General features: G+C 55.9%; 16 protein-coding genes. All 16 read right to left on the bottom strand.

Annotated elements, in window-relative coordinates:
* Window positions 1-92: 92 nt before the first annotated feature.
* Complete coding sequence (pyk, locus tag CAMM_RS05265; protein WP_040354346.1) at window positions 93-1,511, bottom strand: pyruvate kinase; 1,419 nt, start codon at window positions 1,509-1,511, stop codon at window positions 93-95.
* A gap of 181 nt (window positions 1,512-1,692) precedes the next feature.
* Complete coding sequence (gene lgt / locus CAMM_RS05260) at window positions 1,693-2,640, bottom strand: prolipoprotein diacylglyceryl transferase (RefSeq protein WP_040354342.1); 948 nt, start codon at window positions 2,638-2,640, stop codon at window positions 1,693-1,695.
* Between the two features lie 36 nt (window positions 2,641-2,676).
* On the bottom strand, window positions 2,677-3,504 hold the full coding sequence (locus CAMM_RS05255) for an indole-3-glycerol phosphate synthase TrpC (protein ID WP_040354339.1): 828 nt from the start codon (window positions 3,502-3,504) through the stop codon (window positions 2,677-2,679).
* 88 nt (window positions 3,505-3,592) lie between these two features.
* Window positions 3,593-4,228, bottom strand: a complete 636-nt coding sequence (locus tag CAMM_RS05250) for a TIGR02234 family membrane protein (RefSeq protein WP_003845301.1) — start codon at window positions 4,226-4,228, stop codon at window positions 3,593-3,595.
* Window positions 4,229-4,244: 16 nt separating this feature from the next.
* A complete protein-coding gene (gene hisI / locus CAMM_RS05245) occupies window positions 4,245-4,664 on the bottom strand; it encodes a phosphoribosyl-AMP cyclohydrolase (RefSeq protein WP_003845299.1) in 420 nt (139 codons plus the stop codon).
* A complete protein-coding gene (gene hisF / locus CAMM_RS05240; RefSeq protein WP_003845297.1) occupies window positions 4,661-5,425 on the bottom strand; it encodes an imidazole glycerol phosphate synthase subunit HisF in 765 nt (254 codons plus the stop codon). The genes hisI and hisF overlap by 4 nt, the downstream gene beginning before the upstream one ends.
* 45 nt (window positions 5,426-5,470) lie before the next feature.
* Entirely contained in the window at window positions 5,471-6,262 is a 792-nt protein-coding gene (locus CAMM_RS05235; RefSeq protein WP_003845295.1) for an inositol monophosphatase family protein, read from the bottom strand.
* Window positions 6,259-7,044, bottom strand: coding sequence for a bifunctional 1-(5-phosphoribosyl)-5-((5-phosphoribosylamino)methylideneamino)imidazole-4-carboxamide isomerase/phosphoribosylanthranilate isomerase PriA (gene priA, locus CAMM_RS05230; protein ID WP_003845293.1), 786 nt, complete (start codon window positions 7,042-7,044; stop codon window positions 6,259-6,261). Before priA ends, CAMM_RS05235 begins: the two co-directional genes overlap by 4 nt.
* A gap of 15 nt (window positions 7,045-7,059) precedes the next feature.
* Window positions 7,060-7,695, bottom strand: coding sequence for an imidazole glycerol phosphate synthase subunit HisH (hisH, locus tag CAMM_RS05225; protein WP_003845291.1), 636 nt, complete (start codon window positions 7,693-7,695; stop codon window positions 7,060-7,062).
* A gap of 3 nt (window positions 7,696-7,698) precedes the next feature.
* Window positions 7,699-9,048, bottom strand: a complete 1,350-nt coding sequence (locus tag CAMM_RS05220) for an MFS transporter (RefSeq protein ID WP_003845289.1) — start codon at window positions 9,046-9,048, stop codon at window positions 7,699-7,701.
* Window positions 9,049-9,213 carry a hypothetical protein gene (locus tag CAMM_RS12930; RefSeq protein ID WP_040354336.1) on the bottom strand — a complete coding sequence of 55 codons (165 nt, stop codon included), beginning with the start codon at window positions 9,211-9,213 and terminating at the stop codon, window positions 9,049-9,051.
* 8 nt (window positions 9,214-9,221) lie between these two features.
* The gene (hisB, locus tag CAMM_RS05215; protein WP_003845286.1) at window positions 9,222-9,824 is read right to left on the bottom strand and encodes an imidazoleglycerol-phosphate dehydratase HisB; all 603 of its coding nucleotides are present in this window, start codon (window positions 9,822-9,824) and stop codon (window positions 9,222-9,224) included.
* 1 nt (window position 9,825) lies between these two features.
* Window positions 9,826-10,938, bottom strand: a complete 1,113-nt coding sequence (locus CAMM_RS05210) for a histidinol-phosphate transaminase (RefSeq protein WP_040354335.1) — start codon at window positions 10,936-10,938, stop codon at window positions 9,826-9,828.
* A gap of 19 nt (window positions 10,939-10,957) precedes the next feature.
* Complete coding sequence (gene hisD / locus CAMM_RS05205; protein ID WP_040354333.1) at window positions 10,958-12,268, bottom strand: histidinol dehydrogenase; 1,311 nt, start codon at window positions 12,266-12,268, stop codon at window positions 10,958-10,960.
* Window positions 12,269-12,411: 143 nt separating this feature from the next.
* Window positions 12,412-12,966, bottom strand: a complete 555-nt coding sequence (locus tag CAMM_RS05200; RefSeq protein ID WP_040354329.1) for a hypothetical protein — start codon at window positions 12,964-12,966, stop codon at window positions 12,412-12,414.
* A 28-nt stretch (window positions 12,967-12,994) separates the two neighbouring features.
* Window positions 12,995-13,702 carry a hypothetical protein gene (locus CAMM_RS05195; RefSeq protein ID WP_232051037.1) on the bottom strand — a complete coding sequence of 236 codons (708 nt, stop codon included), beginning with the start codon at window positions 13,700-13,702 and terminating at the stop codon, window positions 12,995-12,997.
* Between the last annotated feature and the right edge of the window lie 101 nt (window positions 13,703-13,803).

The raw sequence follows: 13,803 nt of genomic DNA, 5'->3' as shown, positions 1-13,803 counted from the left end.
TCGCCATGACCTGATAAAAATAGCCGCTACTTTCCCACACAACGTGGGCAGGTAGCGGCTAGATGCATATTAAATCATGCGGATGCCGGGGGTTAGCTGACTGCTTCTCCCAGACCGTGGGCGTGAATCATATTGGTATTGCCGGCGATACCTGCTGGGGTACCAGCAACGACGACAACCAAATCGCCCTTTTCGTAATCGTCCATTTCCAGCAATGCCTTATCCATCGACAGCATCATCTCATCGGTGGAGTCCACATCTGGAGTCAAGAAGGTCTGCGCGCCCCAGGTCAAAGCGAGCTGGGAACGGACAGCCTCGTGCGGGGTAAAGACCAACAGTGGCAACTGCGAATGCAGACGAGCCACACGCTTGGCGGTATCACCCGAGGTAGTAAAGGCGACGATAGCCTTGGCATTCAAGCGCTCAGCGATATCACGCGCCGAGTAGGAAATAACGCCACGCTTGGTGCGAGGAACATGCGATAGCGGTGGCACACGGCCATCAGTTTCCGCGCGCTGGACAATACGAGCCATCGTGCGCACCACGTTGTGTGGGTCAACACCGACGGAGGTTTCACCAGACAGCATGACGGCATCGGCGCCATCTAGCACTGCGTTCGCGACGTCTGATGCTTCCGCACGGGTGGGGCGCGAGTTTTCAATCATGGAATCCAGCATCTGGGTTGCCACAATGACGGGCTTGGCGTTCTCACGCGCAATTTGCACGGCACGCTTTTGCACCAGTGGAACCTGCTCAAGTGGGACTTCCACGCCGAGGTCACCACGGGCGACCATGACCGCGTCGAAAGCCAAGATGATGGATTCGAGGGCATCGACAGCTTCTGGCTTTTCTAGCTTGGCGATGACAGGAACGCGACGGCCTTCCTCGTCCATGATTTCATGAACCAAGTCAATATCTGCTGGGGAGCGCACGAAAGACAGCGCGATGAAATCAACGCCGAGCTTCAGTGCAAAGCGCAGATCGGCCTTATCCTTGTCGCTTAACGCAGGAACGGAGATATCCATGCCGGGCAAAGAAACGCCCTTGTTATTGGATACTGGGCCGCCTTCGGTCACGCGACAGACAACATCGTTGCCATCTACCTCGATGCACTCGATGGCGACCTTGCCGTCATCGATAAGCAAGCGATCACCTGGCTGCGCATCCTGCGCCAGGTTCTTATAGGTCGTGGAGACGCGGTCGTGGGTACCTTCGACATCATCGACGGTAATGCGAACGATTTCGCCGTTTTCCCACATCTCAGAGCCGTTGGTAAACCGTCCCAGACGGATTTTTGGTCCTTGCAAGTCAGCCAAAATACCGACTGCGCGGCCGGTGGCATCCGTGGCCGAGCGAACCCAGTTGTAGTTTTGTTCGTGGTCGGCGTGCTCACCATGCGAGAAGTTGAGACGGGCAACATTCATGCCGTCTTGAACGAGTCGCAAAATTGCGTCCTCGCTGGCTACAGCGGGACCAAGAGTACAGACGATTTTAGTTCTTCTATCCAGCATATGTGTGCCTAACCTCTTCATTTCTAGCAGTAATCAACGTCTCCTAACCTACCCGCAGTTGGAGCCCGCTGCTACTACTACAGCCCAAAAAGAGCCAAAAGAAGCAAACCAAAACGGAAACACCCGGTAGAAACGGGCATCTAATGCGTGCCCACCGAAGATTTCCGGTCAATCTTTCCTGCTAGGACTTTCCTGGTGTCGCCGAACTATCCGTGGACTCGGATGCCTCGTCGCCGTCTTCCTGCTGTTTTTCGGCAAGCGCCGCATGGTATTTCGGATCCACCTCGACGGGGGTTTCCTTGCCCTTTTTCAAGCTGAAGAACACGATGATGGCAATGATGAAGACCACCACGGAGACAATCGCGTTGATGCGGAAGCCAAAGACCATGGTTGCTTCATCTACGCGCATATTTTCAATGAAGAAGCGGCCCAGCGTGTAGCCAGCAACGTAGAGTGCGAAGACGCGGCCGTGGCCCAGCTTCCACGCGCGGTGTGCCCACAGCAAAAAGAGGCACACGAGGACATTCCAAATCAGCTCATATAGGAATGTGGGATGTACCGAGGCGATGATCTCCCCGGTTGAGCGACCCGAGATTGGTGCATTGCGCCCGGCTGCATCCACGCGGTAGTAGATATCCAGCGCCCATGGAACCGTGGTTTCTGCGCCATAGAGTTCCTGGTTAAACCAGTTGCCTAAACGGCCAATTCCCTGTGCCAACACCAGTCCAGGTGCCACGGCATCCGCAAAAGGCCCCATGGGGATGCCCTTGATTTTAAACATCACCCACACGGCGATAGCGCCGAGTGCAACCGCGCCCCAGATGCCAAGGCCACCATTGGTGATTTTAAGGGCATCCACCGGGTTACAGTCTGCACAAAAGTACTTATCGTAGTCGGTGGCAACGTGATAGAGCCTGCCGCCGATAATGCCAGCCGGGATAACCACGATAGCGGCGTCCCAGACTGTGTCGGGGTTGCCACCCATCGCGGTATAACGGCGGACTGTCAACCACAGCGCGACTAAAATGCCGAGGATGATGCATAGGGCATAAGCGCGAATGGGAAGCGGGCCGAGGTGCCACACACCTTGTGGTGGCGATGGAATATTAGCCAAAATCATCGTTTGCACATGCTCAGTGTGCCATATTAAGCAGGTGCTTAGGCACTAGACCTTACGAGATGGGCAGGCCGGGTGTTGTCCGGTGGCAACGAGGCTGCGTGCCAAAGCTGACGGGCTTTGCGCTCGTAGTACGGATTCGCCCACCATGATGGCATCGGCGCCGAGCGAGGCGTAGCTTAATAATTCTTTCGGCGATTGCACCCCACCAACAGCGATTCTAATAACACTTTCTGGCAATCCCGGAACGATATCCGCAAAAGCTTCTCGATGCAGAGCATCAGAGGTTACGGACCAGGCATTAATCCCCACGACCGTTCCCCCTGCTTGTATCGCCCGGTCGACTTCTTCTGGGTTACGCACTTCTAATAAGGCCACCATGCCTAAAGACTCGATGCGGTCGAGCAATGATTCCAAGCGCGCTTGCTCCAATAACGCCACTTGCAGCGGCACTACATCTGCGCCATAACATCGTGCTTCATGGATTTGATACGGGTCCACGATGAGATCCCGGCAAATCATGGGCACGGTAGTCGCTTCGCGCACCGCGGCCATATCTTCCAGTGAACCGTGGAATCTTCGCTTCTCGGTCTGACATGCCATTAAGTGCACGCCGACATCTTCTAAATTCGCGGCAAGATTCGCCATGGAATGTGGGGAATCTAAATACGGAATGGGGCCTTTGAAAGGAACCGCGCGTTTGAGTTCAGTAATCACTGAGCATCCATTGCGCAGTAATGCAGCTCGTGCATCCCGTGGCGGTGCCATGCTGCGCGAACGGGCTTTGACGTCTTGGAAGGACACCGCTGCTTCGCGCGCTGCAACATCATCAAGCACATCGCGCAAAATATTTTCTACAGCGATCGGGGCTGGCACTCCATACCTCCCGTTCTGAACTCAAGATAAGTGAAGTCTAGATCACAACTAGGCTATCTTGCTCAGCTATAGAAAATGAAATCGTGCACTATTTCTGGTGAGGTAAATCCGTCGGATCGATATCAGCATCCAGTGCGTCCCACATCACACGGCCAGAATCCGGGGAATTCTGCAGGTCTTCGGCCAAAGCCTCTTCGCGTGCCGCAGAGGTTTCATATTTATGAGAGCGTGGCTTGTCTACCCCCGGCTGCATGGCCAAGAGCACGCCGCCGAAGACAGCTGCAGCGCCCGCGAGTACTGCAAACAATGGTCCTAGTTGGGAAACATCCACCGAGACCACCTGAGCCCAGGCGGAAATCGAGACATTATCCACCGCGTTGTCATTAGCTTCACTGCTTTGCAGCAATTCCTGCGCACGCACTGGATCTGCCCCACCGGTGAGCAATTGCAGCGGACCCCACGCCACGGCGGCACCCGCTAAAGCGCCGATGATGCCAACGATCCGGCGGCCGATGCGGCGCAGTGCGACACCGGCAAGGGCGCCAGCTAGCAACAGCAGGGTCAGGCCCATCAATTCCAAAGACCAGAAGCTGCCGTTCAGCGGTATGGTTTGCCCGCCCGAGAGTTCATCTTCGACGTGCGCTGTTACCCATGTCGCGCGCGAGGACAGCCATAAAACAATCGCTGCTATGGCAAAGAGCAAGGGGCCGATTCGCCTACCCATGAAAGATCACTTCTCCTTAAGAAGGATTCTTAGGTTGTGGGTGAAGCAGGTCATCTGCATCAAAGCAGGTCCTATCACCCGTATGGCATGCACCACCGGACTGACGCACGGTCAGCAAAATGGTGTCGCCATCACAATCTAGTCGTGCACCGATTACCTCTTGTACATTGCCAGAGGTCTCGCCTTTTACCCAATATTCATTACGCGATCGGGAGAAATACGTACCCTTGCGCGTCATTAAAGAGTGCGCCAACGCGTGGTCATCCATCCACGCCATCATGAGCACTTCCCCAGTATCGGCCTGGACGATGGCAGGAACGAGTCCCTGCTCATTGCGCTTTAAGCGCGCTGCAATATCAGGAGCTAGCTCATAGTCTTCTGGGGCGGTGCGGTTATCCCCGGATGACTCCGAGCCGCTGGTGGTGTCATTGCTCACTTACGTACCTCATATCCTGCCTGCGAGAGCTCATTTTTAACCTCGTCGATGGTCACTTCACCAAAGTGGAAGATAGATGCCGCTAGTACAGCTTGTGCGCCAGCTTCGACCGCCGGTGGGAAATCTGCTGCTTTTCCTGCGCCACCGGAGGCAATAACAGGCACAGAAACGACCTCGCGCACGGCCTTGAGCATCTCAATATCAAAGCCGTTGCGCGTGCCATCGCCATCCATGGAGTTCAACAAAATCTCCCCCACGCCGAGCTCTTCGCCCTGGCGTGCCCATTCCAAAGCGTCCAAGCCCGCTGATTTGGTGCCACCGTGAGTAGTGACTTCATAGCCCGACGGCTGCTCGGAGCTGCGGCGTGCATCCACGGATAGCACGATGCACTGGGAGCCAAAGATATCTGCCAGCTCACGCAAGAGCTCAGGGCGCGCAATCGCCGAGGTATTGACCGAGACCTTGTCTGCACCTGCGCGAAGTAGCTCGCGCACATCGTCAGCAGAGCGCACACCACCACCGACGGTCAAGGGAATAAAGATCTGATCTGCGGTGCGACGCACTACTTCCAGCATGGTTCCGCGCCCGTGCTTAGAGGCAGATACATCGAGGAAGGTCAGCTCGTCAGCGCCTAGTTCGTTGTAGCGCTTTGCAAGCTCGACGGGATCGCCGGCGTCGCGGAGGTTTTCAAAGTTCACGCCTTTTACTACTCGGCCCTGATCAACATCGAGGCAGGGAATAACGCGAATTGCCACAGACATGGCAGGCTCCTTTTAAAAAAATAGGGAAATTAATTGGGCGTGTTTCTAAACTTGGCGGGTTCCAACGCCGGTGCGCTTGATGGAATCCAAGATGGTGGCATGAACTTGTTCCGTGCCGACGACCAGGCCATCAGAAAAAGCTGTCCACGGGTTGCCCTTCGGATCGGTGGCTACCCCGCCGACGGATTGAATAAAGAGCGCGCCGGCGGCATTATCCCACGGGTGCGGGGAGAAATTGACGGCCCCATCAAAGACACCTTGTGCCACGAAAGCGGAGTCCAGGCAAACAGACCCTGTCATGCGCGGGCGTAGACCGACGTTGCGCAAATCATCGAAAAGCGGCGTGGGCAGGTGCGAAGAACAACCGATGTGACCGCGGGAGTCTTCAAAAGGCAGGGCATCTTCCCCACCGCCAAAGCCGGATTTTGCCCCGCCAATGGTGCGTAGTTCCATGCCGTCGGCAGCAACCAAGCGTCGGCCCAAGAGCGGGAAATTAGCGACGGCAACAATCGGTTTTGCCTCATGCACCAGTGAGACCACCGTGCCGCACAAGGGGCTACCCGCTGCGTAATTCGCGGTGCCGTCGATGGGATCTACCACCCACGCGGTGTGGTTGAGGTCTGCTTCCCCACCACTTTCCTCGCCGTAGACCGGAATGCCGGTTAGTTGGGTCAGTGCGCTGCGCAGCTGCGCTTCGATCGCCAAATCGACTTCCGTGGCAAAGTCGCCTTCGCCTTTAAACTTGGCGGGCGGCGCGCCGAGGCCCTCGGTGAAAAGCTGTTCTACATCATCAACAACAGCTTCGGCGATAGCAACCAGCTCTAGCGGTGAGGTCATTCGCGAGACTCCAGCAAATCAATGGGGGTTTCTTCTGGTAATGGCTCAACCTTAGCTACTGCGTCAAGCGCTGTCGCGAGATCGAAGCGGCCTTCGTACAAAGCCTTGCCGATGATCGCAGAATCAATACCTTCGTTTTCATAACGCGCCAATTCCGTGACGTCATCAAGAGTGGAAATACCACCGGAGGCAACAATCTTGGCATCGGTAGCCATGGCTACTTCGCGCAGCAGCTCAATATTAGGCCCGGTCAAGGTGCCGTCTTTGGAGACATCGGTGACCACAAAGCGAGAACACCCGGCAGAATCTAGACGCTCTAGTACCTCCCACAGGTCGCCGCCGTCGGAGACCCAACCATTGCCGCGGGTACGCCATTCACCATCGATATTGCGCACGGCAATATCCACGGCTACTTTATCGCCGTATTCCGCAAGCACCTTGGCAATCCACTCGGGGTTTTCTAAGGCCGCGGTACCAATATTGACGCGCTGCACACCAGTGTCCAAGGCGCGCTTGAGCGACGCATCATCGCGAATTCCGCCGGTAAGTTCCACCTTGATGTCCAGATTGCGGATCACTTCTGCCATCAGCTCATGGTTGGAGCCACGGTTAAAAGCAGCGTCCAGGTCCACAAAGTGCAACCACTCAGCACCTTGCTCTTGCCACTTCAGGGCAGATTCCAACGGCGTGCCATAGGACTTTTCGGTTCCTGCCTCACCTTGGTCAAGGCGTACGGCGTGGCCGTCAACTACATCTACTGCGGGCAATAAAGTAAAGGTCATGGTGTCTTATCCTACCTAGAGTTGTTCCAACCAGTTTTCTAACAGCTGCAATCCGGCGTCCCCGGATTTCTCCGGGTGAAATTGCGTTGCCCACAGCGGGCCATTTTCCACCGCCGCGACAAACGGATCCTGCTCATGTTGTGACCACGTCACCAACGGTGGCGTGGTGATCTCAGTTTCTAATTCCCAGCGCCGAGCACCATAGGAGTGCACGAAATAAAAGCGGGTATCGTCATCGAGGCCTGCAAATAGTTCGGATTCTTTATGCATGCCCACGGTATTCCACCCCATGTGCGGCAAGACCTGCGCATCGAGCCGCTCCACGGTTCCAGGCCATTCCCCGCACCCGTCGGTGTGGATGCCGTGTTCTTGGCCGGCATCGAAAAGCACTTGCATGCCAACGCAAATACCGAGCACCGGTCGGCCACCTGCTAAGCGCTGGCCGATGATCCGTGGGCCATGAATTGCTTTTAACCCCGCCATGCACGCGGCAAAAGCGCCGACGCCGGGTACTAAAAGACCATCTGTTTCTACCGCTATTTTCGGGTCCGAGGTCACGGTCACGTTCGCTCCCACGTGCTCGAGGGCACGCTGGGCGCTGCGCAGATTTCCTGCCCCATAATCAAGCAGGGCAACGGATTTCTGGGTCATTATTTATTTTTCCTTTCGCAGGCGCTTAAGCCGGGTCTTAATATTGTCGTATTCACTCACGCGGTGTTTACCGGCGAAGCGGTCCAAGCTAGTCAACGCCACACCGATGACAATGACTGCCGCACCCGCGGCATAACCACCGGCATAACCGGCACTGGCCACCACACCGGCGAAGATAATAGAGCCAGCACCAGTACCGCCGTCATAGGAGATATTCCACAGCGCCGACGCTTCCGAGGACCGGCTACGTGGCAGACGCTGGAACATCGACAGCAATGCTTCTTGCTGCACCACGCCAAAGCCCAGGCCAAAGAGCGCTGCGGCGACCACCAGCCACCACACGGACCAGCCGGCAACAATGGCACCGGCCATCAAGGCCATGCCCGCAAAGGAGGTCAACTGGCCGGGGATATACAACCGGCCCGCTTCACCAAAGCGGTCGGCGGCAGAGCCAGCGAAATAGCGCGAGACCATCGCCGCGCCACCAACAATCGACAGCATGATACCGCCCAAGGTCGCACCGGTCACGGGGTCAATATCAGTCACGGTGGCTGGCAAGAAGGACGAGACCAGGCCGTAGCTCATGGAAATCGCGCTCAGGCCCAATGCCGGGACTAAGACCAGCTTCCAGATAGACACACGCGGGCGAGCATTGTCGCTTGTCGATGCCGCCTCAGTCTCCGTTTTCGGATGAATATCAGGAATCCGAAACACCATGCCGACGGCGATAATCGCGATGACCGCCGCGGTGATATAGGTAATCTCATAACCCCACGAGGAGGACATAAAAAGACCCACGGGCAAAAAGACCATCTGTGCCGCACCGACAAAAACACCAAGCACGCCGGTGGCTTTACCCAGGTATTTCAGTGGAACTAATTCCGCCATGAGCGCAGATTCCGCAACGGTTAGTGCACCAAAGCCTGTGCCGCGTAGTGCCGAAAACAGCAAGACAACCCAAGCGTCAGTACCCAAAAGGTGGCCTAATGCAGGCACGCCCAGCATGAAGGCAGAGACCGCCATGAGCCGGCGGTAGCCGAATTTCCGCAGCATCCACGGGGTAAAGATCTGCGTAATCACGGTGGCGGCCATGAAAATACCAGTGGAGGCACCCGCGAGTGCCGGGGAGCCACCACCTGCAATGACCTGGGTTGGGACAACGGGAAGCAAGATGGACCAGGCGCCAAACGCTGCCGCTACGGCCACCATCGTCGGCGCAAAGCCTGGCACTTTCCACAAGCTGACCTTCGCCGGTGCCTGGGTTGCATCAGGGCCTAACTTGGGAGCTGGAGTACTCGTGTCGTCGACGGTGTGGAGCCGGTTCTTGTTCTCGTTCTTGCCGTTTTTAGCCAATTACTGCATCTCTCCAATCATCCATACGATTGCCGTTGCCATAGCTGCCAGCGCTAAGACCGCTGCCATGAATGTCCAAAATTTGGACCCTTGTTTATAAGCGGTCCACGCTCCTCCCACCAGCATGCCGGCAATGAGAAACATCACAATAATTACAAGGTACACGGCGGAGTTTACAGAGCTCCCTTAGTCGAAGGAATACCCGTTTGACGAGGATCACCTTCCACCGCCTGCCGCAGCGCACGCGCCACAGCCTTGTATTCTGCTTCGGTGATGTGGTGCGGGTCGCGGCCATAGCGCACATTGACGTGCAAGGTGGTCTGCGAGTGAATAGCAAAAGTTTCAAAGAAGTGGCGATTAATCACCGTGGCATAGTGCCCGCCGATAATCTGCCAGTCCATGTTTTCGGGCTCGCCATTCATCACGTAATAGGCGCGGCCGGAGATATCGATGACCGCTTCTACCAAAGCCTCATCCATGGGCAATAGCTGGGAGCCAAAGCGGCGAATGCCCTTTTTATCACCAATGGCCTCGGCAAATGCGCGGCCTAAAACAATGGCGGTGTCTTCGACTGTGTGATGGGCATCGATCTCAATATCACCCTGGGAATGCACGGTCAGGTCAAAGCTGCCGTGGGTAGCAAAAGCAGTGAGCATATGATCGAAGAAAGGCAGTCCAGTCGAGATATCCGACTTGCCGGTACCGTCCAGATTAATCTCAACGGTGATATTTGACTCCGAGGTCTTTCGCTCTGCGGTGCCTACTCGTTGCGCCACTTTAGATCTCCTTTACAATCGCTGCCGCTGCCTCTAAGAATGCATCATTTTCCGAGGGCAGCCCAATGGTGGTTCGCAAGAACCCAGAAATTCCTACATCGCGGATGAGCACATCACGCTCTAGGAAGAGTTTCCAGGCTTCATGCTGGTCGTCGAATTCGCCGAAGAAGACGAAGTTAGATTCGCTCGGGATGACTTTAAAGCCCAGCTTATCCAAACCTTCGACCACGCGGTTACGCTCGGCAGATAGCTTCGCTACCGTCGACAACGTGTCCTCGCTATGGCGTAGCGCGACCACCGCCGCGGCTTGAGTCAGACTCGACAAGTGGTACGGCAAACGCACTAACATGACCGCTTCGATAAAGGCCGGAGCGGCGATGAAATAGCCCACGCGGCCGCCAGCAAAATCAAAAGCCTTAGACATGGTGCGCGAGACCACCAGCTTGGTGGGATATTTGTCCAGCAGCGTTACAGCCGAAGGGCTCGGGCTAAATTCGGCATAAGCTTCATCCACAATGACAATTCCCGGTGCCGCTTGGATCAGCGTTTCAATATCTTCCAGGCTGGTCACATCGCCGGTGGGATTATTCGGGGTGGTTACAAACACCACATCTGGGGCATGCTTGTCGATGCTTTCTAACGCCGCCGGGATATCAATAGTGAAATCGGCACCGCGCGGGCATTCAATAAACTCAGTCTGAGTGCCGCTAGACAAAATCGGGTGCATGGAATACGACGGAGTAAAGCCTAAAGCCTTGCGTCCAGGTCCCGCGAACGCCTGCAGGAGCTGCTGCAAGATTTCATTGGAGCCGTTGGCCGCCCACACCTGCTCTTTGCCCACTGCTACCCCGGTTTGCGTCGTGATGTAGTTGGCCAAAGATTCTCGCAGCTCGACGGCATCACGCTCGGGATAACGGTTAAGATCGCGCGCAATCTTGCGCACTTCCGCCAGCAAGTCAGCAATGAGCGCATCCGAGGGAGAATACGGATTCTCATTGGTGTTGAGCTGGTGTGCGACGTGCAATTGCGGTGCACCGTAGGCAGACTTGCCGCGTAGCTCATCGCGCAATGGCAAATCATCTACTGTCACGTTCTGGAAAGAATTGTCAGTCATCGTGTTATCAACCTGTCTTTTAGATTTCTTCAAATCGTGCACGGATTGCCTCGCCATGCGCCGGCAAGTCCTCGGCGTTGGCGAAGTTCACCACGGCCTCGGCTACCTCTGCTAACCCCTCGCGGTCATATTCAATCAGGTTGACTGGGCGCAAGAATGTGTGTGTAGACAGGCCAGGGTTAAACCGTGCGGTGCCAGACGTCGGCAGCACGTGGTTGGAACCGGCGGAGTAATCCCCGAGAGGAACCGGTGAGTAATCGCCCACGAAAATGGCTCCGGCATGCTTGATACGCTCGGCGACCGCACGAGCGTTTTCAGTGTGGATTTCTAAGTGCTCGGCTGCGTAGGCATCAGCTACGACAATGCCATGTTCTAGATCATCCACGAGCACCACACCTGATTGCTCGCCGCGCAGTGCTTCTTCAGCGCGCTCAGCATTGGCGGTAGCGGTATAACGCTTTTCAATCTCAGCGCTTACGGCATCTGCGAGTTCTTGCGAGTCCGTAATTAAAACACTAGCCGCCATTGGATCATGCTCGGCTTGAGAAATAAGGTCATAGGCAACATAGACTGGGTTCGCCGAGGAATCCGCGAGCACGGCAATCTCGGTGGGGCCCGCCTCGGCATCGGTACCAACCAGTCCGCGCACTAAACGCTTGGCCGCGGTGACAAAAATATTGCCTGGGCCGGTAATCATGTCGACTGGCTCCAACTCGGCATCATTATCGCCGTAGGCCAACAGCGCAATGCCCTGCGCGCCACCGACAGCCCATACTTCATCCACGCCCAAGATGGCGCAGGTAGCCAAAACCGTCGGGTGCGGAAGCCCACCGAATTCTTTCTGCGGTGGGGATGCAACAACCAAAGTCGAGGCCCCGGCTTCCTGGGCTGGAACGGTATTCATAATGACCGACGAGGGATACACAGCTTTACCGCCTGGTACATACAGCCCTACGCGCTCGACGGGGCGAAATACCTCCGTGACCGTCGCGCCGGTACCCAAAGTGGTGGTGTGGGACTGTGGCTTTTGTGCCGCGTGTACTTTGCGCACGCGCTCAATGGAGCCTTCAATAGCCTCTTTGACTTTCGGGTCAAGCTGCTCGACGGCATCATCAAGCGCCTGCTGCGGCACGCGCAAAGCAGTAGGCCGAATGCCATCGAATTGTTCGCTGTAATCGAGTGCGGCTGCTGCTCCGCGATGCTGAATATCCCTGACGATCGGCGCGACTTTTTCCACGACGGAGGCGACTGACACGCCACCGCGAGGAATAATTCGGCGCAACTGAGAGGTGGTTAATTTCCGTCCCCGGAGATCGATGACGCGCAACATGGAGCTGGCCTTTCCAACGAATATGATTAGGTGCTTCAACCTATCATACGACCGCTATTTAGCCGCTTGAAAATGAGCTACCGATCTCACTAGATGGACACGAATATTCCGGGCACATTCGTGCAAATCTGAATCAATCGCGGTTAATACAGCGGCTGTCCAACTTCCACCGGGACGTTATCCGATGCGCCTGCTAAGGCAGCATCGTTCGGAGAATCTTCGACCACGAGGTAAAGGCCTGACCAGTACACCAACAGGGAAAGGAAGGGCGCGGCGGCTAAGCCCATGCTGGGGTTAAAAGTAGGGACCCAACTGACTTGGCTGCCGACCTCGGAGGCCATATCAGGAACCGTGGGGGCAATATATCCACCAACGAGCCAAAACACGAAGGCCCCAAGCACTGCTAGGACACCTAAATACAGCAAGGTTCCGAGCCCGCGTCGGGATTTGGTGTATTTGAACACACCAAAGGAGATCACACCGGCAATCAGCGCGGTGGAAAGCACAAAAGTGCCAAAGCTTTGAAATTGTGCATTAGAGGAAGTATCAACGGCAAAGCCACCACCTTCTACCGCGGTAGCTGTCATTTCAGGACGCCATAGGCCCCAAAGGATTCCTGCGATGGAATAAACCACGAGGACTAATGCAAGAAGCCCCGCGCCAAAGCCGACGGTGCGGGGAAAAGTTATACGAGCCACGACTGTTAAGAGTAACTAATTCGACCGATTAGTTACAGAACAGCCACTTGCCGCCTTCATTCTTAAAGCGCATAACCGAGGAATCAACACCCTCACCGGTATTAACGGTCACGGTTGCCGAAGCGGTATCGCCACTGACAGCGAGGTCGTCGATGGACTGTACGCCCGCTGCACCCCAGTTATCGCTGACCTGGTCCATGGGGACCTGTGGGAAGACGCTGTAATCAACATTGCCAACATCTGGGTTTTCTGCCAGCACCTGCGAGCAGGTGTTATCTGGGATATAGCGCATATAAGCACGCATATCGCCAACCTCGTACCAGCCGTTGACTAGCCCGGAGATCTCGCCACGAGTTGCCTCATCCGCAGGCTGACCGTTTTGGACCGGCTGCAGTTCTTCACCCTCCAAAGGGTTACCGGCAGCAGCATCTGCTGGGCCGACTGCAGCAGGATCTTCCCCTTGAGCATTAGGCTCTTGGGTTTCTTTCTGCGCTTGGGCATCTGCCTCTTCGGCTTCCGAAGTTTCCGCTGCCTTCGACGTCGTGGTCACTGCCGACGAGGTCTCCTTTTCAGGGGTCGCCTCAGTCGTAGAGGTAACCGCAGAAGTAGAGGTAACCGCAGAAGTAGATGGCGCAGCTGCTTCGTCGCTTTCGCCGGAGCCACATGCCACTAATGCAAGTGGTGCGACCAGCGCAAGTGCGGCGGCGGACAATTTCATCGGGCGTGGAAAAGACAAGTTTTCTCCTGTATTAGTGTGTGCTTGTTGGGAGGTTTCGTTCGGGCATCACAAGAAGCTCGTGTCTTAGACGCCAACTTCCTACTAGTACATCGCAACAG

It is taken from the genome of Corynebacterium ammoniagenes DSM 20306, assembly GCF_001941425.1.
GTDB classification, from domain to species: Bacteria; Actinomycetota; Actinomycetes; order Mycobacteriales; family Mycobacteriaceae; genus Corynebacterium; species Corynebacterium ammoniagenes.
The sequence above is the reverse complement of the archived record's forward strand: the minus strand, read 5'-3'. Positions and strand labels throughout refer to the sequence as shown.

What these genes read in the sequence shown, in the direction of transcription:
- pyk (WP_040354346.1), bottom strand. Translation starts at nt 1,511, where the DNA reads ATGCTGGATAGAAGAACTAAAATCGTCTGTACTCTTGGTCCCGCTGTA.
- CAMM_RS05250 (WP_003845301.1), bottom strand. Translation starts at nt 4,228, where the DNA reads ATGGGTAGGCGAATCGGCCCCTTGCTCTTTGCCATAGCAGCGATTGTT.
- hisF (WP_003845297.1), bottom strand. Translation starts at nt 5,425, where the DNA reads ATGTCTGTGGCAATTCGCGTTATTCCCTGCCTCGATGTTGATCAGGGC.
- CAMM_RS05235 (WP_003845295.1), bottom strand. Translation starts at nt 6,262, where the DNA reads ATGACCTCACCGCTAGAGCTGGTTGCTATCGCCGAAGCTGTTGTTGAT.
- priA (WP_003845293.1), bottom strand. Translation starts at nt 7,044, where the DNA reads ATGACCTTTACTTTATTGCCCGCAGTAGATGTAGTTGACGGCCACGCC.
- hisH (WP_003845291.1), bottom strand. Translation starts at nt 7,695, where the DNA reads ATGACCCAGAAATCCGTTGCCCTGCTTGATTATGGGGCAGGAAATCTG.
- CAMM_RS05210 (WP_040354335.1), bottom strand. Translation starts at nt 10,938, where the DNA reads ATGACTGACAATTCTTTCCAGAACGTGACAGTAGATGATTTGCCATTG.
- hisD (WP_040354333.1), bottom strand. Translation starts at nt 12,268, where the DNA reads ATGTTGCGCGTCATCGATCTCCGGGGACGGAAATTAACCACCTCTCAG.